The organism is Streptomyces sp. OR43 (assembly GCF_008042275.1).
Classification (GTDB): Bacteria; Actinomycetota; Actinomycetes; order Streptomycetales; family Streptomycetaceae; genus Streptomyces.
On the sequence record NZ_RDBK01000038.1, the window covers coordinates 49,354 to 69,679 of the forward strand.

Sequence of the window (20,326 nt, forward strand, 5' to 3'; positions counted from 1 at the left end):
CTTCGGCCTCGCCGACCGTGACGACGGGGGCGGCCGAGGGCTGCCCGGGCCCGGCTCGGCGAGGCGGCCCCGGACACGTAACATGTCTGCATGTCCTTCCTCCGCCGCCGTAGCGCCGCCACACCCGCGGGCCCCGACTTCGACGTCCTGGCCATGGACCCGGGCGACTGGCCCGGAAACCTCGGCGCCGGTCTGCTGCCCGCTCCCGACGGCAGCTGTCAGGGCGTGTTCCTGCGCTACGACCTGTTTGGCGGCCGCGGCCCCGCGATGATCATCGGTAACCTGCCGGAGGGCTCGCCCGCCCGCGAGACGGAGGAGGGCCAGGTCCCCTTCGAGGTCGCCCAGCTGCTGCTCGCGCTGGAGAACGACGAGCCGGTCGAGGTCACCGGCACCGAGGACATGCCCGTGATGCAGGGCGACAACCTGTTGATCGTCCGCCGGGTGAAGCTCTCCGAGAGCCGGATCTCCTGCGTGCAGTTCGACCGCAGCGACGGTGTCCTCGTCACCATCGCCAGCTGGGACCGTCCCATCACCGATGATCTCTACACGCTCCTGAAGCCACTGCCCGCCGAGCTCTTCCAGCAGGGCTGAGCCGGCGGGGCCGCCGTTCGGCCACTCCATTTCCGTCCAAGTACACGCGGCCTCCGTCCAAGAGGCCGCTTCGTCATGCGTCTTGTCGGGTCAGTCGTCGGACCTCTAGCGTCATGCGGCATGACATCCGGGATGACACGACGTACCACGGTGAAGACGGCGATCGGTGCAACCGGTGCCCTGGCATGGGGCGTTCCGGCTCTTTCCGGGACGGCAGCCGCCGCCGGTACCTCCGATGAATCGGGGAGCGGAGAGCGAAAGGCGGAGCTGCCGAACCCCGTACTCCACTACCGGGCGCCCGCCGCCGGCTGGGAGCGCGAATCGCTGCCCATCGGCGGCGGGGCCCTGGGCGCGAGCGTGCACGGAACGCTCGCCTCGGAACTCCTCACCCTCAACGAGAAGACGCTCTGGACCGGCGGACCCGGCTCGGCCCAGGGATACGACTTCGGCAACTGGACCGCCCCCAGGCCCGGAGCCCTGGCCGCGGTGCAGGAACGCCTCGACCGGGAGGGATCGCTCGGCCCCGACGCCGTGGCCGCCGAACTCGGACAGCCGCGCCGCGGCTACGGCGCCTACCAGGTCCTCGGGGAGCTCCACCTCGACGTACCGGACGCACCGGCCGCCCCCGACGCCTCCTACCGGCGCGCCCTGGACCTGCGCACCGCCCTGGCGTCCGTGGCCTACACGCACGAAGGGGTGGCCCACACCAGGGAGTTCTTCGTCTCCCACCCGGGCTCCGTCATCGCCGGCCGGCTGACGGCGGACAGCCCGGGGCACGTGGCCTTCACCCTGCGCTACACCTCGCCGCGCGGTGACTACACCGCCTCCGCTGCCGGAGACCGCCTGACCGTCCGCGGCGCACTCAAGGACAACGGCCTGCGCTTCGAGGCCCAGATCCGTGTCCGCACCTCGGGCGGTGAGGTCACCGCCGGGGCGGACGGCAGCCTCACCGTCACCGGCGCCGACCGCGCGTGGTTCTGCCTCGCGGCGGGCACCGACTACGCGGACATCTACCCCGACTACCGAGGCGAGGACCCGCACCGTAAGGTCACGGCCGCCGTCGACACCGCCGCGGGCACCTCGTACGAGAGCCTGCGCGCCGCCCATGTGAACGACCACCGCACCCTCTTCGACCGGGTCGCCCTCGATATCGGCCAGGACCTCCCCGACCTGCCCACCGACCAACTGCTGAGCGCCTACACCGGCGGACCGGGCGCCGCGGACCGGGCCCTGGAGGCGCTCTTCTTCCAGTACGGCCGCTACCTGCTCATCGCCTCCTCACGGGCCGGCTCGCTGCCCGCCAACCTCCAGGGCGTGTGGAACAACGCGACCAGTCCGCCCTGGTCCGCCGACTACCACACCAACATCAACCTCCAGATGAACTACTGGCTCGCCGAGGTCACCAACCTGGCCGAGACCACCGCCCCCTACGACCGCTACGTCGAGGCCATGCGCGAGCCCGGCCGCAGGACGGCGCAGGAGATGTTCGGCACCCCCGGCTGGGTCGTGCACAACGAGACCAACCCGTACGGCTTCACCGGCGTCCACGACTGGTCGACCGCCTTCTGGTTCCCCGAGGCCGCCGCCTGGCTCACCCAGCAGATGTACGAGCACTACCGCTTCAGCGGTTCCACCGGCTATCTGCGCTCCACCGCCTACCCGGCGATGAAGGAGGCCGCCGAATTCTGGCTCGCCAACCTGCGCACGGACCCCCGGGACGGGCTCCTCGTCGTCACGCCGAGCTACTCGCCCGAGCACGGGGACTTCACCGCCGGCGCCGCGATGTCCCAGCAGATCGTCCACGACCTCCTCACCAGCACCCTGGAGGCCGCCCGTACCCTCGGCGATGCCCCCGCCTTCCGCAGTCGTCTCGAAACGGCCCTCGACAGCCTCGACCCCGGCCTGCGCGTCGGCTCGTGGGGTCAGCTCCAGGAATGGAAGACCGACCGCGACGACCCGGCTGACACCCACCGTCACGTCTCGCACCTCTTCGGCCTCCACCCAGGCCGGCAGATCGAGGCGGGCAGCACCTGGGCCGAGGCCGCCGCAGTCTCTCTGAGTGCCCGCGGGGACGGCGGAACCGGCTGGTCCAAGGCCTGGAAGATCAACTTCTGGGCGCGGCTCCGGGACGGGGCCCACGCGCACAAGATGCTCGCGGAGCAGCTGAAGAGCTCCACCCTGCCCAACCTCTGGGACACCCACCCGCCGTTCCAGATCGACGGGAACTTCGGCGCCGCCTCGGGCATCGCGGAGATGCTGCTGCAGAGCCAGCACGACACCGTCGAGATCCTCCCCGCGCTGCCCGCCGCCTGGCCCGACGGCTCCGTGCGCGGGCTGCGCGCCCGCGGCGGGTTCACCATCGACATCGAATGGGCCGCCGGAAAGGCCCGCCGCGTGGTGGTCACGGCGGGCCGCACCCGTGAAGTGACCCTACGCAGCACGCTGTTCACGAGCGGCGAGAAGGTCATCAGGGCCCGGGCGGGACGCCGTTACACGCTGACCCCGGAGAGCTGAGCGAACAGCGAGGTCACCTGCGCCGCCGAGGTGCCGAGCCCCGTGGGACCGCTCAGGTGCCACGGGGCCGCGGTGCCCCGGCGCAGGTCCTCCTCGCGGTAGCGCCTGCAGTCCCGGTGCCAGATCAGGATGCCCGCGATCCAGTGCTTGAGCTCCAGGACGTAACCGGCGAGGATCTCCCGCGCCTCGGCATTCAGATCGAAGTCGTCGTAGAGCACCGGGAGTTCATGCTCGGCGACATGCAGGAACTGGCGCAGCCGGGACTTCATCAGGTCATAGACGATCCCCACCGCGGTCGGATAGCCGACTCCGAAGAAGTTCTGAACGACCAGGACGCCGTTGTGCACCTCACCCTCGTACTCGATCTCCTTCTGGTACGAGAACAGGTCGTTGAGCAGCGCGGCATAGTCGGCGGCCGCGTTCTCCAGGGAGCGAAGCGGGCCGCTCTCGTAGATCTCCGGCGGCACCTTCCTGCCGTGCCCCAGCCGGCACAGGCTCATCGTCAGGTCCGAACCGAACGTCATGCGGCGCATCTCGACGTAGTCCACCGGGTCGGGAATCCGGTTCTGCGCCTGGTTCGCCAGCTCCCAGAGCCAACTGGCGGTCATGTCCTCGATGGAGGTACGGAAGGCACGCCTGCCACGGTCGTCCATGGGGGCAGAGGTCCGCTCCCAGAGGTCGGACAGGGAGCGTTCCAGTGCGTTGACGGGCTCCGGCGGTGCGGCGCCGTCCAGCGGCATGAAGAGCGAGAGACGCTCGTTGGCCAGCCGGGCCCCTGCCAGATCGCGGGTGCGCCCGTGGACCACGGGGAACCAGTCGTCCCCGTAGGTCCCCCACGCCAGCCACTGCGAGGAGACGTCGAGCTCGTCGGGGGTGGCGTCCGGATGGATCCCCGCCGCGCACAGGGGAAGGTCGATCGCCCGCAGCCGCTCCTCGTCCCAGATGTGCGAACCGGGGACTCCCGGCTGCGCCTGGAGGATGCCCATCCGGTCCGCCCATGCGACGATCCGCTCCCGGGCCCCGTCCAGATGCGGACTGAGCGTCGTCCCGAAGGGCAGGTCGAAGTCGGGCAGCAGCGACGGCCCGACGTGCTGGTAGGGCAGATGGGTGTGGCTGCGTGCCCTGGCGGACTCCGAGCGGGGAGTGAGCCGGATCGACGCGGCGGCCATCCCGAAGCCCGGCGTGGCCTGTCCGGCCCCGCCGTCGTTCATGTAGCGGCTGGAGCGCATGTGCCACTCATGGCCGCCCGACTGCCAGTCCTGCAGCCCCTTGACGTACGCGAGCACCGCCGCCGTCTGTGCCGGGTCAAGGCCCTTCTCCGCGCAGAGCGGGCCCAGTTCGGTCAGTGCCGTGTTCTCGAACTGCTGCAGCCGCGACGTCAGCAGATCGTTGACCGCCTCGGCGGCCTCCTGCGTCGAGCAGCCGAGGAAGCGCTCGAGGACCAGGACCCCGTTGCTGTTCTCGCCCTCGTCCTCGACCTCCCGCTGGTACGAGAACAGGTCGTTGCGCAGATGGACGCCGTCGGAGAACGCGTCGCGCAGGACGCGCAGCGCCCGTTCACCGGCGACCGCCTCGGGCACCTCGGCATGCGCCGCGTACTCCACCAGCCCCGCCGACCAGGGGGCGCCGCCCACCTTTCGCCGCATCTCGATGTACTCGACCGGGTTCGCGATGCGGCCCTCGTTGATGTTGGCGAGTTCCCACAACGACTCGTTGAGGAGATTCTTCGTCGCCTCCGCGAACCGCACCCGCCACGCGTCCGACATCCCCGGCACCGTCCGCGCCCACAGATCGGCCAGCCCCGCCTCGACCGGGTTCTCCGGCTCGGGCGTCGGCGCACCCCGCTCCATCGGCATGAACGCGGGCAGCCGGTCCAGGTAGCGCTTGCCCCCCTCACGGTCCGGGGTGCGCTTGAACAGCTCCAGGAAGTGGTCGTCGAAGAAGAAGACCCACACGTACCAGTCGGTGACCAGGGACAGCGCCTCGGCCGAGCAGTCGGGATGGGTGTAGGCGCAGAGCAGCGCGTAGTCGTGGGAGTCGAGGTCCTTCTCCTCCCAGATGCCGGACCCCTCCAGCATCCCTATGGCCCGTGCCCACGTCTTCGTGTGCTGCCGCGCCTCCTCGACGTGCGGGTTGAGGCGCGCCGGATACGGAACGTAGAAGTCCGGCAGGGTGAAGGGCTGTGCCATGTGCGTCAGGCCTTTCGGTGAGCCTCCGCGTGAGCGTCACGCGGATCGTTCGTGTCCGCGCCAGCACTACCCTTCGTCCGTTCGGGGCACGCACAACCGCCATTAGTCACACAACAAGTGCGCTCGTTCGAGGGAGGGAGCAGCGCCCCGCCGGTCGGCGCGCCCCTGCGTAAAACTCAGGTAACACGGCACCGCCACAATCCCGTTGCCGCTTTCCCTTCGCAGGTCAGAGCACCTGCCAGTGGTCTGGTCCACTGGCTCGACCCGCGGCCCCGACCACACCCTTGACGTGCCATCACCTCAGGTCAGAGAGTGTGCGCGCACAGCGGAACGCGAGATCGGAACACGAACACCGCTCGACACGCACGGCTCGGGAAACGCCCAGCTCCAAGAAGGGTTGTCATGACGTCCAAGCAGAGGACCGGACGCGCACGCGCGCTGACCACCGTCGGCGCACTGAGTCTCGCGCTGCTCAGTCCCGCGGCACACGCGGGCGCGGACGGGGTACGGCCGGAGTGCCCGCGCGGTCTGGACTGCGACTGGGTCCCGGCCGCCTACCAGCAGACCGGCGATCCGGCCGACAAGGAGACGTACGGCAACTACGACACCGCGGACCGGCCGCAGAGCAACAAGATCAAGTTCATCGTCCTCCACGACACGGAGGAGGACTTCGATACCACCCTGAAGATCTTCCAGAACCCGCTGAAGCAGACCTCGGCCCACTATGTCGTGCGTTCCGGCGACGGGCACGTCACGCAGATGGTGAAGAACAAGGACGTCGCCTGGCAGGCCGGAAACTGGTACCTCAACAGCCACTCGATCGGTATCGAGCAGGAAGGCGTCGCCACCGAGGGCGCGAAGTGGTACACCCCCGAGATGTACCGCTCGACAGCGGCGCTGGTGCGCTACCTCGCCGCCAAGTACGACATCCCCCTCGACCGCCAGCACATCATCGGCCACGACGGGGTGCCGCCCACCAGCGCCGCCGGCACCAAGAACATGCACTGGGACCCGGGCACCTACTGGGACTGGAACCGCTTCATGGCGCTCCTCGGCAAGCCGACCGTGCCGACCGCCCGTAGGAGCAGCGAACTCGTCACCGTCAGCCCGCGGTTCAAGGACAACCAGCAGGCGTTCCGCGACTGCGAGAAGGGCGTCGACCTTCCCGTGCAGGGCTCCAGCGCCGTGCCGCTGCACACGGAACCCTCCGAGGACGCGCCGCTCTTCTCCGACCCGGGCCTGCACACGGACGGTTCTCCCGGCACCAACTGCGCCGCCGACTGGGGCAGCAAGATCAGCGCCACCCAGCAGGCGGTCGTCGCCGACCACGCGCCCGGCTGGACGGCGATCTGGTGGTACGGCAAGAAGGCCTGGTTCAGCACCCCGGCCCGCATCCGCACCACCACCCCCACATCCGGCTACGTGGTCAGGCCGAAGGCCGGCAAGGCGGAGGTACCGGTGTACGGGGTCGCGTACCCGGAGAAGTCCGAGTACCCCGCCGACTTCACGGACCAGCGGGTGGGCACGGCCCTGCAGTACACCATCAAGGCCGGCCAGTCCTATCCCGGCGGCGGAGAGGCGCCCACCGGGTTCTTCTACGCACCGACGATCGACTCCTCCTACCCTCTGGACCACGCCTACTTCCGCGGCAAGGAGAAGTACGTGACGGTCCAGATCGGCCACCGCATCGCCTTCGTGAAGGCGTCCGACGTGGACATCGTCCGCGCCCACTGAGACTTACGCCCACTGAGGCTCACGCCCACTGAGCGGGTTCACCGCTCCGGGCGGGCAGGACAGCACAACAGCGCGCTGCGGGCCCGGTGTGTCGGCACCGGACCCGCAGCGCGCATCCCCGTCGGACAGGTCAGCGAGTGCCGACGGCGGCTCGAACCGCACTCCGCGCCATGGCGCAGTCATCGTGCAGGCGGCGCAGCAGCAGCCGCTGCTCCTCACCCGAGGAGAGCGCACCCGGACGCTCCTGCGCGGTCCGGGCCGGCGCGCTGGTGTCCCGCATGGCCCGCTGCAGGGCCGTCTCGTACGTACGGATCTCCCGTGTCAGCACGAGCATCAGATTGACCAGGAAGGCATCCCGCGCCGCGGGCCCCGCGACCTGGGCCAGCTGGCTGATCTGACGCCGCGCCACCGGGGCGTCACCCAGGACCGCCCAGAGCGTCGCCAGGTCGTAGCCCGGCAGGTACCAGCCGGCGTGCTCCCAGTCCACCAGTACCGGACCGGTGGGCGACAGCAGGATGTTGGAGAGCAGCGCGTCACCGTGGCAGAACTGCCCCATGCCCTGGCGGCCGCCGGCGACGGCGAGGCCGTGCAGCAGCTTCTGCAGGTCACCCAGATCGCGGTCGGTGAACAGACCGAGCTCGTGATAGCGCGCGATCCGTGCCGCGTAGTCCAGCGGGGCGTCGAACAGACCGGCCGGCGGACGCCAGGCGTTGACCCGGCTGACCGCACCGAGTACCGCACGCAGATCCGCCCGTGGCGGAGCCTCCGAAGGGTGCCTCGTCAGCGCCGCCACCCGCCCGGGCATCCGCTCGATGACCAGGGTGCAGTTCTCCGGGTCCGCTGCGATGAGCCGGGGAACCCGGACCGGAGGGCGGTGCCGGACGAACGCCCGGTATGCCGCTATTTCGTGGCGGAACCGCTCCGACCACGCGGGGGAGTGGTCCAGTAAACACTTGGCGACCGCGGTCGCGCGGCCGGTGGAACCGACGAGGAGCACCGAACGGCCGCTGCGCCGCAGTACCTGTACGGGGTTGAACTCCGGGCAGATCCGGTGCACCGAGGCGATCGCCATCCTCAGCTGGGCACCCTGCGGACCGGACAGGTCCAGTCTTCCGCTCAGTGAGGGGGCGCCCGGCCCTGCCACGCGCCGGGTCCGCCCGATGCCGGGCGCGGGGACGGTGGCGCGGGGATCGAGATACGGTCCGCCACCCGCTCCCAGGGGACGCAGCGGCCGGGGCGGGGCGGACACGGAGGACGATGCTGTGTACATGGGCGAGACAGATCCCTTCGTGCGCCGACAAGTTGCGTGCGCCGCCCCGGCCGGCGGCCGTTCGGCACCCTGGGGAGTACCTAGGGCTGCCGGGCGGGGTGGCGCACTCCTACCTGACACCGGCGTGCCCGTGGCAGAGAACATGGCGACCCCTGGCGAAGCCTGGCGAATAGTCGCAGGGCATCTGACAGGGGGTTACTGTCAACACAGCCGAGAACCTGGGGGCTTGACGTGACCGGAGAACCCAACACCCGCCTTTCCGACCTGTTCGGCCTTGCCGGCTGGTCCAAGGGCGAACTCGCGAGAATGGTGAACAGGCAGGCGGCGGCCATGGGCCACCCCCAACTGGCCACCGACACCTCGCGCGTGAGGCGATGGATCGACATGGGGGAGTCCCCGCGCGATCCGGTGCCCGAAGTGCTGGCAGCCCTGTTCACCGAGCGGCTCGGTCGTGTCGTGACCATCGAGGACCTCGGGTTCGGCCGACGCGGGCGTGTGGGGAAACGGCGAGAGGCCGGGACGGCAGACAATCCCGACCAACTCCCGTGGGCGCCCGAGCGGACGGCAGCGGTCCTCACCGAATTCACGGGAATGGACCTCATGCTCAACCGACGCGGCTTGGTGAGCGCGGGCGCCGCGCTCGCCGCCGGCTCCACGATCGCCGGCCCCATGCACGACTGGCTGCACACCGACCCCGTACTGGCGGCCGACGCCCCACGTATCGACGACCCCGTGCACGCGGACCCGGCCGGCTACGACCGGTACGAGGCCGCGCCCATCGGCTCGGAGGAGATCGAGGCGCTGGAACGCTCCGTGGAGGTGTTCCGCGCCTGGGACGCCTCCCGCGGCGGAGGCCTCCAGCGCAAGGCGGTGGTGGGCCAGCTGAACGAGGTGGGCGGCATGCTCGCCTACCGCCACCCCGACCACCTGCAGCGCCGCCTCTGGGGCGTCGCCGCCAACCTCGCCGTGCTCGCGGGCTGGATGTCCCACGACATCGGCCTGGAACCCACCGCCCAGAAGTACTTCGTCATCGCCGCGCACGCCGCGCGTGAGGGCGGGGACCGTCCGCGGGCGGGCGAGGCGCTCTCCCGGGCAGCCCGGCAGATGGTCCACCTGGGCCGTCCCGACGACGCACTCGACCTCATGAAACTCGCCAAATCCGGCTCGGGCGACATGGTCCTGCCACGGACCCAGGCGATGCTGCACACCATCGAGGCCTGGGCTCAGGCGTCCATGGGCCGGGGACAGGCCATGCGGCGCACCCTGGGCCGGGCCGAAGAGCTCTTCATCTCCGACAAGGGCGATGTACCGCCGCCCAGTTGGATGCAGATGTTCGACGAGGCCGATCTGCACGGTATGCAGGCACTGGCCTTCCGCACGCTGGCCGAGCACGACCCCTCGGCCGCCGTCACCGCCCAGCGCCACGCGAAGCAGGCGCTGGAACTGCGGGTCAACGGACGCCAGCGGTCGAAGATCTTCGACTACATCTCCCTCGCCTCGGCCTGCTTCATCGCCGATGACCCCGAGCAGGCCGACCGCTACGCACGACTGGCCCTGGTGACGATGGGGGAGACCTCCTCGCACCGCACCTGGGACCGGCTGCGCGAAATGTACCGGCTCACGGGTCAGTTCGCGGGCTACGCGAAGATCGAGGACCTGCGTGAGGAGATCCAGCTCTCGCTGCCCCGGAGCTCCATCATCAAGAGGCCCAGGAGCTCGGAGATCTGAGGAGTTCGGAGATCTGATCCCTGGCGACGACACGCGCACGAGACGCTGTCAGGAAGAAGCGCCCCGTGGGAATGCCGTCGTCCCCTTCAGTGCTCGTTCTTCCCCGTCGATGCGGCTACGCGCCGATGCGGGCGATCAGCACACACGCGTCGTCCAGTCGCTCGGTGCCGCCGAACTCCTCGGCGACGGCGCGTACGCAGTCCTGCGCCGTGCGGGCTGCGGAGAAGCGCGGCGCGAGTCCGAGCAGTGCTTCCGTGCCCGGACGGAGACCGTTGTGCGTGCTCCCGGTAGCCCGGGCCAGCCCGTCGGTGTGGAGGACGAGTACATCACCGGGCAGCAGGTGTACTTCGTCCTGCTCGTACGCGACCCCGGATGCCGCCCCGAGGAGCACTCCGTCCGGCAGTGGCACTGGGCGCCCGACGCCGTTGCGGAAGAGCAGGGGCGCCGGGTGTCCGGCCTGCGCCCAGTCCAGCGTGCGGGTGGCGGGGTCGAACCGGCAGCACACCGCGCTGCCCAGGGCGGGCTGGATCGATGTCTCCAGTAACTGGTTGAGGTGCCCCATCAGGGCTCCGGGCTCGATCCCGGCCACCGCCATGCCGCGCAGCGCGCCCAGGATCATCGCCATGGTGGAGGTCGCCTGGATGCCGTGACCGGTCAGATCGCCGACCGTGAGCAGCGTACGGCCGTCCGGCAGCTGCATCGCGTCGTACCAGCCGCCGCCGATCAGGGCGCTGGAATCCGAGGGCAGATAGTGGGCCGCGATGTCCAGCGAACCGGGCCCCTGGTCGGGCAGGGTCAGCGACCCCCGCCATGGGGGAAGCACGGCCTCCTGAAGCTCCACGGCCATCCGGCGCTCGGTCCTGGCGATGTGCTGCTGTCGCTGGAGCGAGTCCTGGGTACGGTGCACCACCTGCTGGCTGCGGCGCAGTGCGCTGACATCGCGCAGGACCGCCCACATGGAGGCCGTGCAGCCGTCCGCGTCCAGGACGGGTTCGCCCATCATGTGCAGGGTCCGCGACCGCCCGTCCGTGCGCAGGATGCGGAACTCGCCGTCTATCGGTTTGCCGTCGACCAGGCAGTCGGTGACCAGGGCCGTGAGCAGGGGCTGGTCCTCGGGCAGGAGCACGGAGGGCAGGTCGTCCAGTGAGAGGGGTCCCGCCTCGGGTGTGCGGCCGAAGATCTGGAGCAGTTCGTCCGACCAGCTCACCTCGTCGGTCAGCAGATTCCATTCGGCGCTGCCCACCCGGCCGATCAGCGAACCCGGCTGCTCCTCGGCGAGCTGGGCCGGGCCGGCGGGCTGCGCCGCCCCGGCTGTGAACTGTTCCGCGGCCCCGGACGGCAGCCCCTGCCTGAGCTGTCCCAGATGCGCCCCGAGATCATCGAGCTGATGGACCGCCAGATCGCACAGCGCACGCTGCCAGCGCAGCTGCGGGTCGTCCTCGTCGACGAGGACGGTGTCACGCCGCACCGCGTCCACGTCTCCGCGCAGCCGGTGTGTCCGGTTGATCAACGCGTCGACGGCTTCACGTTCGGACGGCTGGGGCGCGGGGCGGTCCGCAGGCGGGTGGGGCGGCATGTCGTACTCCGATACAGGCGCGGTACAACCAGGTCTGAGGGTGGACCGGATACGACTGTGGCACAGCCGACACGAGCCCGTAAGTGGTTTGGCAACACTCGACGCGTTCTTGCATCCGGCATATGTCAGCGGCTGAGCGGAACCCGATTCCGTCGAACACCCTTGCTGTCTGCGGGCGTTGATGCAAGTCACTCGGAGCCCGATGGTTGATGTGCGCCCGTGTGCGCCGTTCTCGCGCGGTGCGCGCACGGGCATATGCGGGCCGGAGCCCCCGCCTGGGCGGAGGCTCCGGGAGCGATGACCGTCTCCGCGGTGTCAGCAGAGGGCGATGCGGCCGTACGAGCCCATCTTCCACTTCCACTCGAGGGTCTCGCCGGGCGACGTGGTCCAGCAGCTCCTGTCGGGGCCGTTGTTGATCACCAGTTGGATGTGCATGTTCCGGCCGCAGTTGTTGGTCGTCCAGGCCGTCTTGTTCTGCTTGATGACGTCGCGCGCCACGCAGGCGGGCGCGGTGTCTCCGGCGGCGGCCGCGGGGCCTGCCGCGGTCATGCAGGAGGCGGTGATCATCGCGGTGGCCGCGAGGGTGGTCAGGGTGTTCTTCAGGCGCATGGCTCACGTTCCTCGGGAAGTCGGCTGAAGTGCCGGGCACAGCGATCAACGAGCGTGGCGGCCCCGCGTGACGGTTGCCGAAGGGTGCTCGGGAGTCCGGCGGGAGGTGGTCGGCGGACCGGGAATGCGCCGGGGTGTGCCCGCGTTGCACGAGCAGAACGAAAACGAATCCCGTTACCACCAAGGGGTGGGATCGGTACAAAACCCCGGAGGTGCCCATGGCCCGCAGTGAGACCCGTCCCGTCGTCACTCTCCGCTCGACCGCCGGAACCGGTCGCAGCTATGTGACGCGCAAGAACCGCCGCAACAACCCCGACCGTCTGGTGCTCCGCAAGTACGACCCCGCCGCAGGCCTGCACGTTCTGTTCCGCGAGGAACGCTGACCTCCGCCCGGCCGCTGCCGGACGCACCCGGTCGTCCATCCGATCGCGCACCAGGGAAGGAACGCCCATGAAGTCCCGAATCCACCCCGTCTCCCGTCCCGTGGTCTTCCGTGACCGCGCCGCCGGAGCGGCCTTCCTCACCCGTTCCACCGCTGACTCCGATCAGCGGGTGACCTGGGAGGACGGCCGGAGCTACCCCGTCATCGACGTGGAGACCTCGTCGGCGAGCCACCCCTTCTACACGGGGACCCGTCAGGTGCTGGACACGGCCGGCCGGATCGAGCAGTTCCACCGCCGTTACGGCAACGGAGTGCCCGCCGCCGGTGAGTGATGCCGCGGTCCTCGTGGCCGGTGAGCGAAGCCGTACCCCCGGGCCGGGCGTCCGTGCCCTGGATCACAGGCAGGGCCGCGGATTCCCGGGAACACGGCCAGATGATTTATCGTTCACCTATACGTGGATGACGCGCTGAGCGCCCACACCAGAACCGCCCCGGCTGGAATCCCCCGATCCGGCCGGGGCTTCCCCTTGTCCGGGCGCACCCGCCCTACGCCCGGACGGTCCGCCGCCCAGCGGCTTCGACGAGGAGCGCCGCGGCCGCCAGTCCCGCCGCAGCCACGGCACCGGACGACGGCCACAGGCGCACCGTCAGCGCGGCCGCCGCCGCGCCCGCCACGACGGCGAGCAGCCGGCCGGCCACCCAGCCGTCACCCGGACGCCACGACCCGAGGGCCAGCCGTCCGACGAGGGACGTCAGCGTCCCGGTGAAGTAGTTCGTGGGCGTCGCCCGGACACGGCCCTGGATGCCCATCGCTAGCCCCATGACGAGCAGGAGGCCCAGTCGGTCCGCGTCCGACCTGATCAGGCCGCCCGCCCACAGCGCAGCGCCGGCCGTGAGCAGCCCCACCTCCGCCAGCAGCATGACGGGCAGCCGCCACCACGTCCGCTCACCCGCCACCGCGCCGCAGGCCACCCCGCATCCGTACGAGACCAGCGCGGTGACCACACGCAGCGCGACTCCCTCCTCACCGGACCCCGCGGCCGCGGCGCCCAGCAGCACCAGGTTGCCCGTCATCACACCGGCGAAGACCTGGCCGACACAGATGAAGACGAAGGCGTCCGCCGCCCCGGAGGCCGCCGACAGGAGCAAGAGCGCCGCATGGGCGCGGGGACCGTCCGCGACGCCGCGGGCGGCCGGCTCGGTGGTTGCGGGGGAATTCGGCACGACAGCATCCTCGCCGCCGTCCGTCCGTCCGGCCGTAGGTGTTGCTCCCGGCGCGGCGCGGCGGGTGTGGCACCGGGGGCCGCGCGCCGCGTGCCGCACGGCCCCCAGTCGGGGCCGCGCGCCTTGAAGCGGGCTGCCGTCCGGGTCGTACCGTTTGCCCCGGACCACGGGGTTGAGCACGCGGTTGGGGCGGCTGTCCGTCCCGGTTCCCGCCATCCCCTGCCAGTTCGGTTGTTGGCGACGTCGCCGTCGACCACCGGGTAGCCGGTCCCGCCGTGTCCGCCGGCCGTTCGCGTACCCCCACGTCCGGCCGGTCCGGCCCCCGCAGGCCCGCGTCGCACCACGCCGGTTCCGGTGGCCGGTGCGCGGACGTCAGGTGTGGTGCGGCCGGTCGGGGGCATCTGTCGCCCATGGACGCAGAGGCGGGAAGAGACGCGCGCAACGGAACACGGCACAGGGCGTGGAGCCATGTGCTGCTTCAGGTCACCATTCTGGTGGCGGTACTCCTGGCCATGGTCGGGTTCTCCGTCGTGCTGGCGAAGGTGACACTCACACCGTCGCCCGCCTCGCAGGATCTCGTCACGTCGAACCTCCGCCCGGGGCGTTCGCTGCGGCAGTACGCCGAGGACTACACCTTTCTGGCCGCGTGCAAGCAGGCCGGCGGCAACCTCGTGCTGGGCATGCCGTTCGGCGTGCTGCTGCCCGTGCTCGTACCACGACGGCTGCGCATGGTCCGCATGGTCCTGCTGACCGTGATGGTCATCGTCGTCGTCGAACTGGTCCAGGGAGCGCTGGTCGCGGGACGGGCCTTCGACATCGACGACGTCATTCTCAACACGGCGGGCGCGCTGCTCGGCTATCTGGTGCTGGGGCGGCGTCTGAGCCACCGCTACCACGTGCTGGCGGCCGAACCGTGGCGCGAGACCGTTCCGGCCCCGGCCCGGCGGCGGAAGCCCGCCGGCCCGAGGACCGGGAAGACAACGACTGGGAAGCCGACAGCGAAGACGACTGCGAAGGCGGCCGGGAAGACGACTGCGAAGACGACTGGGAAGGCGCCGGGGAAGCCGAAGCCGACCGGCAAGAGAACCGGCAAGCAAACCGGGAAGCGAACCGGCGAGCGGACGGGACGCGCGGCCACGTCCTGGACGAGCGTGCGCCAGGGAGTACGCGCGCGCCTCACCCGCGGGGGCGGCCACCAGAGCTGACCCGGCAAGCAGCGGGAAGGCCGGCGGGCACTCGATCGGCCCGTCGCCGTTTGCGGGCCGCCCCGGGTGGTCCCAGCGTGAGATGACGCCGCGTTGTCCGCGGGCGTACAGATCACCCGCCTAAGGGGAGCGACATGGCCGACGCGCAGTGGAGTCCGGGGCGCAGGGCCGCGGACGCCGACGAGTTCCGGCCGGTGCTGGACATCATCGAGCCGGCCCGCCAGCGCCGTCTCACCGTGCTGTTCCGTCTGCTGCTGCTGATCCCGCACTTCGTCGTGCTGTTCTTCCTGGAGATCGCGGCGTTCTTCACCGTGGTGTTCGGCTGGTTCGCCGCCCTCGTCCTGGGACGGCTGCCCGAACCCGTCTTCCGCTTCCTCGCGGCGACCCTCGCCTACCGCACCAGGGTCGCCGCGAGCAGCATGCTCCTCGTCGACAGCTACCCGCCGTTCACGCTGACCCAGCCGTCGGCCTACCCGGTCCGGATCGACGTCCGCCCGACCCGGCTCAACCGGCTGGCCGTCTTCTTCCGGCTGATCCTGGTGATTCCCGCCGCCATCGTGCAGAGCCTCGCCACGTACGGGTGGTGGGCCCTGGCGGTCGTGTGGTGGATCATCACCCTGATCCTCGGACGCATGCCCCGCCCGCTCTTCGAAGCCACGGCGGCCGCCCTCCGCTACGAGATGCGGGTGTCCGCCTACGTGACGATGCTCAGCCCCGCCTACCCCAAGGGATTCTTCGGCGAGGACGCGCTCTCCGTACCGGAACGGCAGGGGCGTTCCGCGACCCGGCCCCTGGTCATGAGCACCGCAGGCAAGGCGCTGCTGGTCCTCTTCCTGGTCCTCGGGCTCGTCGGCAGCGTCACGACCTCCGTGACCGGCTCGTCGTCCGACGACACGGACTACGGGATGCACGCGTAAAACACTCGTGCGAACGGCAGGTGGGCGGGCATGATCGTCGGATGACATGGACAGCGCCTGAAGCCACTCGTACCGACGGTTCGCTCGTCGCCGCTGAACGGGAGATGCTCACCGGATACCTGGGATGGTTCCGCGCGACCCTTCTCCAGAAGTGCGCCGGCCTGACCGGCGAGCAGCTCGCCGAGCGGACCACCCCGCCGTCGAACCTCTCCCTGCTCGGACTCCTCCGCCACATGGCCAAGGTCGAACGCACCTGGTTCCGGCAGCGGTTCGCCGGCCAGGACCTCGCCCCCATGTACGACCCGGAGAAGGGCAAGGACGCGGACTTCGAGGACCTCGATCCGGCTCGGGCCGCCGAGGACTACGCCCGGCTGGTCGAGGAATGCCGCCTGGCGGACGAGATCGTCGCCGGTGCGTCGTTCGACGACACGTTCGTCCACAACGGCGAGGTCTTCTCGCTGCGCCTGGTGCACGTCCACATGATCGGCGAGTACGCACGCCACATCGGCCACGCCGATCTGGTGCGCGAACGCCTGGACGGAGTGACCGGGGACTGAGGCGGGGCGCGGACGCAGAAACCCGGGGACCGAGGCGGACGCGGACGGGCGGACACCGAACGAGCCGGGCCGGACCGTTCGCGCGGACCGACACGTCGGGGGAGCGGGGGTTTTGCGGCGGCCGGGCGTGTTGAAGTCATGATGAGAGGGACGCGGCCGATGAGCGCCGCGACCGGATACCGACGACGGGACAACTGCCATGCCGCTTCAGGGCGAATACGAACCGAGCCCCACCCCTCACGTCCGTGACCAGGTCGAGCAGTACGAGAGCTCGGGCGGGACGAAGGGGACGACCATGCGGGGGATGCCGGTCATCGTCCTGACGACGCTCGGCGCCAGGAGCGGGAAGATCCGCAAGACGCCCCTGATGCGGGTCGAACACAACGGCTCGTACGCGGTGGTCGCCTCACTGGGCGGGGCTCCGCGCCACCCGGTCTGGTACCACAACCTCACCGCCGACCCGCGTGCCGAACTCCAGGACGGCCCGGTGCGCCGGGACATGACCGCCCGTGAGGTGACCGGCGACGAGAAGGCCCTGTGGTGGCAGCGCGCCGTCGAGGCGTACCCCGACTACGCCGACTACCAGGAGAAGACCGACCGGCAGATCCCCGTCCTCGTACTGGAACCCGTGGACGCCGGCCACTGAACACCACGGGCACGAGCGCGGACAGGGCGACGGGATACGCTCCGGCACGGCTCCTGAGGCGTGGGGCCGAGCGGAAGGATGCACCACCAGATGACAGACAACTCCGAGCTGGTCGCGTTCGTCCGGGCGCGCCTCGACGAGGAAGAAGAGGCCGCACGTGCGGCGGGGGGCCAGGGCTGGCGGTGCCCGGCCGAGGTGCCCGGTGAGATCCACGACCGGACCGGTGCCATCGCGTTCACCCTGAGGACGCACGGCTACGACCGCCACATCGCTCTGCAGGACCCCGCGCGCACCCTCCAGCGCATCGAGACCAACCGGGTGCTCCTGGACGAGTACGCGGAGGTCGCCGCCCTGGACGTCGACCGCCCGCAGCGGGACTTCGCCTCCGGCCGGGCCTTCGGCCTGGGGTTCGTGGTCCGGCAGATGGCCGCGGAATACGCCGGGCACCCCGGTTACCGGGTGAAGTGGCTGCCCCGGTTCACGCAGTAGGCACGCCGTGCCGCCGGACGGCTCGCCTCTCCCGGCACGGGAAGCGGCCGGGGACCCGGGGCCGGGCCCGGCCCCTGCCGCCCCCGAGCGGCCGTCGTCCGGTCAGAGCGGGTTCGTGCCGCCTTCGCCCTTGGTGGTCACCTGATCGCTCCGCTCCTGGAGCCGGCGCGCCTTGTCCTCCAGACGCCGGCGCTCCTGCGGATCGGAGACGCGCTCGGCCGCCTCCTTCATCTCCTGCGCCTTGGCGCGGATGCGCTCCGCGCGGCCGCCGGTTTCATCCGCAACACTCATGATCACTCCTGGGTCTCGGGGGGAGAGCCGACCCCACCAGCGAATCAGCGCGTCCCCACACCTGCATCTCGAACGGTCACGCGCCGCCACGGAATGCGGTGCGACCTGCTCTGTCGGACAGTGGTCTCCATCGACGACGGCACGGGAGCGCACCATGACTGCTCGCTTGAACCTGTTCGCCAACGCGGCCGGGGCCAAGTTCTTCAAGTACATCAACTCGGCGGACAAGGTGATCGTGGGCTCGACCCTGCCCGAAGCCACGCAGGAGCTGGTGAAGCTCCGCGCGAGTCAGATCAACGGCTGTGGATTCTGTACCGACATGCACACCAAGGACGCCGCGCACGCCGGGGAGACCGAGATCCGTCTGCACCTGGTCGCCGCCTGGCGGGAGGCGACCGTGTTCACCGACGCCGAACGCGCCGCGCTGGAGCTGGCGGAGCAGGGCACCCGCATCGCGGACGCGGCCGGAGGCGTCACGGACGAGGCCTGGGCGAACGCCGCCGCGCACTACGACGAGGACCAACTCGCCGCGCTGACGATGCTCATCGCCCTCATCAACGCCTACAACCGGGTGAACGTCATCGTCCAGCAGCCCGCGGGCGACTACCGGCCGGGCCAGTTCGGGTAACGGGCACCGGTGATCCCGGCACGGGCGGCCCCGGTCCCCGTCCGTCGCTGAGGCATCATGGGGTCAGTGATCACCATTCATCTGAAGTACGAGATCGACCCCGACCGCATCGAGGACTTCGAGGAGTACGGGCGGAGATGGGTCGCCCTCGTGAACCGGTTCGGCGGCACCCACCACGGCTACTTCCTGCCCAGCGAGGGTGACAGCGACATCGCCTACGCCCTCTTCTCGTTCCCCGGCTTCGCCGCGTACGAGCGTTACCGCACGGACAGCGCCACCGATCCCGAATGCCAGGCCGCGTTCGAACTGGCCCGCCGCACCGGTTGCATCCGGCGGTACGAACGCCGGTTCCTGCGCCCCCTGGACACCGGGATGCCGGAGACCGCCGGTCCCGCCTGACGGCAGGACTTCCGCGCAGGGGAGTGCGGGGCGGCTCCGCTCTACTTGCCGAGCTTCTCGGCCAGGGCCGCCCGTCGGGCGAACCGTTCGTCCTTGGACGCCGCCATCTCGCGCAGGGCCGCCTTCCGCTCCCGCTGGGCGAGCCGGTCCAGATACAGCCGGCCGCGAAGGTGATCGGTCTCGTGCTGAAGGCACCGCGCGAAGTACCCCCGGCCCTCGACGACAAGCGGCTCACCGTTCCTGTCCCGGCCGCGCACGACGGCGCGGTCGAGGCGGGGCACCATCCGGTAGGGCCCCGGCACGGACAGGCACCCTTCGGACTCCTCGATCAGACGACGCTCCCCGGCCGGAACCTCCACCAGGACCGGGTTGGCGATGTGCCCCACGTGCCGTACCCCCCACTCGTCCGTGATGTCCCACACGAACAACTGCAGGTCCACGTCGACCTGGTTGGCTGCGAGGCCCGCGCCCTCCGCCACCTGGTTCGTGGCGAACATGTCGTCGATCAGGCGCGACAGTTCAGGCGTGCCGAACCGGGTGACCTCCTGGCAGCGTCGCCGCAGGACCTCCTCGCCGACGACGGTGATACGGCGTACGGAACCCCGTACGGCCTCCGGGGCGACCCGCGGGTACGCATCCACCGGCTCCCCGAGCAGACGCACCCGGCGGTCCCGCGCAGTGTGATCGAACCGAACCGCCATGGAGCATCAACGCCTTCCGTGCAGGCCGAGGCCGGCCGGGGCGTCCCCGGCCGGCCCGTGGCGCCACTTGACCGAATGCTTTGCAAAGTAGCACTCTTTGCAAAATGAGCGACGAGAACCGCCAAGTCCCCTGTGTGGATCCCCTGCTGCACCGCGCCCGCCCGCGTCTGCCCGACCATCCGGTGCGGGTGGCTCTCCTGGACCTGCTCGCCGAGCTCGGCACGGTCACGTCCACCCAGGCCGCCGCCCGGCTCGGCCACAGCTCCGGGCTGTGCTCCTTCCATCTGCGCCAGCTGGCCCGCCACGGCCTCATCGAGGAGGCGCCGCACAGCGGTGGTCGCGTGCGGCCGTGGCGGCTGCGCTGGGCGCCCGCCGAGGAGGCGCCCGAGGAGTTCGCCGTGACGGCACGCGGACTGGAGGACGAGAGCCACCAGCACTGGCTGGCGCACCGGGACGAGGCGCCGGACGAATGGAGGCACGACGAGTCGTTCAGCGCCGTGGTCCACCTGACCCCGGCGGAGACGGCCGAACTCGCCGCGTCGATCCGCCGCCTGGTGGCCGGCTACCGCGACCGGGACGAGGATCCCGCGGCCCGGCCCGCCGGTACGGTGCCCGTCGCCGCGATCATGCGGCTGTTCCCTCTCCTGGGCGGCTGAGCCCCCGCACCCGTACGCGC

General features: G+C 70.5%; 20 protein-coding genes and 2 pseudogenes. 14 read left to right on the top strand and 8 right to left on the bottom strand.

Going from position 1 to position 20,326, the window contains the following annotated elements; genetic code table 11:
* The first annotated feature begins 90 nt into the window (after positions 1 to 90).
* Entirely contained in the window at positions 91 to 591 is a 501-nt protein-coding gene (locus EAO72_RS17435) for a hypothetical protein (protein WP_018550733.1), read from the top strand.
* Between the two features lie 132 nt (positions 592 to 723).
* Complete coding sequence (locus EAO72_RS17440) at positions 724 to 3,105, top strand: glycoside hydrolase family 95 protein (protein WP_148018260.1); 2,382 nt, start codon at positions 724 to 726, stop codon at positions 3,103 to 3,105.
* Here the strand turns inward: EAO72_RS17440 and EAO72_RS17445 are convergent.
* A complete protein-coding gene (locus tag EAO72_RS17445) occupies positions 3,081 to 5,294 on the bottom strand; it encodes a terpene synthase family protein (protein WP_148018261.1) in 2,214 nt (737 codons plus the stop codon). The two genes, EAO72_RS17440 and EAO72_RS17445, sit on opposite strands and share 25 nt — an antisense overlap.
* A gap of 402 nt (positions 5,295 to 5,696) precedes the next feature.
* On the opposite strand from EAO72_RS17445, the gene EAO72_RS17450 reads away from it, so the two are divergent.
* Positions 5,697 to 7,028, top strand: a complete 1,332-nt coding sequence (locus EAO72_RS17450; protein WP_148018262.1) for an N-acetylmuramoyl-L-alanine amidase — start codon at positions 5,697 to 5,699, stop codon at positions 7,026 to 7,028.
* A 130-nt stretch (positions 7,029 to 7,158) separates the two neighbouring features.
* Here the strand turns inward: EAO72_RS17450 and EAO72_RS17455 are convergent, their stop codons facing one another.
* Positions 7,159 to 8,298 carry an aminoglycoside phosphotransferase family protein gene (locus EAO72_RS17455; protein WP_148018263.1) on the bottom strand — a complete coding sequence of 380 codons (1,140 nt, stop codon included), beginning with the start codon at positions 8,296 to 8,298 and terminating at the stop codon, positions 7,159 to 7,161.
* A 231-nt stretch (positions 8,299 to 8,529) separates the two neighbouring features.
* Between EAO72_RS17455 and EAO72_RS17460 the strand changes: the two genes are divergently transcribed.
* Positions 8,530 to 10,026: a DNA-binding protein NsdB gene (locus tag EAO72_RS17460; RefSeq protein ID WP_148018264.1), complete on the top strand. Its 1,497-nt coding sequence runs from the start codon at positions 8,530 to 8,532 to the stop codon at positions 10,024 to 10,026.
* A gap of 115 nt (positions 10,027 to 10,141) precedes the next feature.
* Here EAO72_RS17460 and EAO72_RS17465 read toward each other — a convergent pair whose 3' ends face one another.
* Together EAO72_RS17465 and EAO72_RS17470 are read right to left on the bottom strand one after the other, a co-directional pair.
* Positions 10,142 to 11,602 carry a PP2C family protein-serine/threonine phosphatase gene (locus tag EAO72_RS17465; RefSeq protein ID WP_148018265.1) on the bottom strand — a complete coding sequence of 487 codons (1,461 nt, stop codon included), beginning with the start codon at positions 11,600 to 11,602 and terminating at the stop codon, positions 10,142 to 10,144.
* Between the two features lie 315 nt (positions 11,603 to 11,917).
* Positions 11,918 to 12,211 (bottom strand): hypothetical protein, encoded by a 294-nt coding sequence (locus EAO72_RS17470; protein WP_148018266.1) that lies wholly within the window; start codon positions 12,209 to 12,211, stop codon positions 11,918 to 11,920.
* A gap of 218 nt (positions 12,212 to 12,429) precedes the next feature.
* On the opposite strand from EAO72_RS17470, the gene rpmG reads away from it, so the two are divergent.
* Together rpmG and EAO72_RS17480 are read left to right on the top strand one after the other, a co-directional pair.
* Positions 12,430 to 12,594 (top strand): 50S ribosomal protein L33, encoded by a 165-nt coding sequence (gene rpmG / locus EAO72_RS17475; RefSeq protein WP_148018267.1) that lies wholly within the window; start codon positions 12,430 to 12,432, stop codon positions 12,592 to 12,594.
* Between the two features lie 67 nt (positions 12,595 to 12,661).
* The gene (locus EAO72_RS17480) at positions 12,662 to 12,925 is read left to right on the top strand and encodes a type B 50S ribosomal protein L31 (protein WP_148018268.1); all 264 of its coding nucleotides are present in this window, start codon (positions 12,662 to 12,664) and stop codon (positions 12,923 to 12,925) included.
* A 113-nt stretch (positions 12,926 to 13,038) separates the two neighbouring features.
* Here EAO72_RS17480 and EAO72_RS17485 read toward each other — a convergent pair.
* Together EAO72_RS17485 and EAO72_RS43125 are read right to left on the bottom strand one after the other, a co-directional pair.
* Positions 13,039 to 13,742 (bottom strand): annotated as a pseudogene (locus EAO72_RS17485) (YoaK family protein).
* A gap of 159 nt (positions 13,743 to 13,901) precedes the next feature.
* Positions 13,902 to 14,074: pseudogene (locus EAO72_RS43125) on the bottom strand (FAD-binding domain-containing protein); the annotation flags it as partial.
* Positions 14,075 to 14,287: 213 nt separating this feature from the next.
* Between EAO72_RS43125 and EAO72_RS17490 the strand changes: the two are divergent.
* The 5 genes from EAO72_RS17490 to EAO72_RS17510 all read left to right on the top strand — a co-directional run bounded on the left by EAO72_RS17490 (position 14,288) and on the right by EAO72_RS17510 (position 17,631).
* Positions 14,288 to 15,022, top strand: coding sequence for a VanZ family protein (locus tag EAO72_RS17490; RefSeq protein WP_410090404.1), 735 nt, complete (start codon positions 14,288 to 14,290; stop codon positions 15,020 to 15,022).
* A gap of 134 nt (positions 15,023 to 15,156) precedes the next feature.
* Positions 15,157 to 15,939 carry a DUF4389 domain-containing protein gene (locus EAO72_RS17495; RefSeq protein WP_148018270.1) on the top strand — a complete coding sequence of 261 codons (783 nt, stop codon included), beginning with the start codon at positions 15,157 to 15,159 and terminating at the stop codon, positions 15,937 to 15,939.
* Between the two features lie 41 nt (positions 15,940 to 15,980).
* Positions 15,981 to 16,496, top strand: a complete 516-nt coding sequence (locus EAO72_RS17500; protein WP_148018271.1) for a DinB family protein — start codon at positions 15,981 to 15,983, stop codon at positions 16,494 to 16,496.
* A gap of 199 nt (positions 16,497 to 16,695) precedes the next feature.
* The gene (locus EAO72_RS17505) at positions 16,696 to 17,142 is read left to right on the top strand and encodes a nitroreductase family deazaflavin-dependent oxidoreductase (protein WP_148018272.1); all 447 of its coding nucleotides are present in this window, start codon (positions 16,696 to 16,698) and stop codon (positions 17,140 to 17,142) included.
* 90 nt (positions 17,143 to 17,232) lie between these two features.
* Complete coding sequence (locus EAO72_RS17510) at positions 17,233 to 17,631, top strand: DUF6221 family protein (protein ID WP_148018273.1); 399 nt, start codon at positions 17,233 to 17,235, stop codon at positions 17,629 to 17,631.
* 102 nt (positions 17,632 to 17,733) lie between these two features.
* Here EAO72_RS17510 and EAO72_RS17515 read toward each other — a convergent pair whose 3' ends face one another.
* Positions 17,734 to 17,922 carry a DUF6381 family protein gene (locus tag EAO72_RS17515; RefSeq protein WP_148018274.1) on the bottom strand — a complete coding sequence of 63 codons (189 nt, stop codon included), beginning with the start codon at positions 17,920 to 17,922 and terminating at the stop codon, positions 17,734 to 17,736.
* A 154-nt stretch (positions 17,923 to 18,076) separates the two neighbouring features.
* Here EAO72_RS17515 and EAO72_RS17520 point away from each other — a divergent pair, with 154 nt between their 5' ends.
* Positions 18,077 to 18,550 carry a carboxymuconolactone decarboxylase family protein gene (locus tag EAO72_RS17520; protein WP_148018275.1) on the top strand — a complete coding sequence of 158 codons (474 nt, stop codon included), beginning with the start codon at positions 18,077 to 18,079 and terminating at the stop codon, positions 18,548 to 18,550.
* A 66-nt stretch (positions 18,551 to 18,616) separates the two neighbouring features.
* Positions 18,617 to 18,949: an NIPSNAP family protein gene (locus EAO72_RS17525; RefSeq protein WP_148018276.1), complete on the top strand. Its 333-nt coding sequence runs from the start codon at positions 18,617 to 18,619 to the stop codon at positions 18,947 to 18,949.
* Positions 18,950 to 18,990: 41 nt separating this feature from the next.
* Here EAO72_RS17525 and def read toward each other — a convergent pair whose 3' ends face one another.
* Positions 18,991 to 19,650, bottom strand: a complete 660-nt coding sequence (gene def / locus EAO72_RS17530) for a peptide deformylase (protein ID WP_148018277.1) — start codon at positions 19,648 to 19,650, stop codon at positions 18,991 to 18,993.
* 104 nt (positions 19,651 to 19,754) lie between these two features.
* Here def and EAO72_RS17535 point away from each other — a divergent pair, with 104 nt between their 5' ends.
* Positions 19,755 to 20,306 carry an ArsR/SmtB family transcription factor gene (locus tag EAO72_RS17535; protein ID WP_148018278.1) on the top strand — a complete coding sequence of 184 codons (552 nt, stop codon included), beginning with the start codon at positions 19,755 to 19,757 and terminating at the stop codon, positions 20,304 to 20,306.
* Positions 20,307 to 20,326 lie beyond the last annotated feature (20 nt).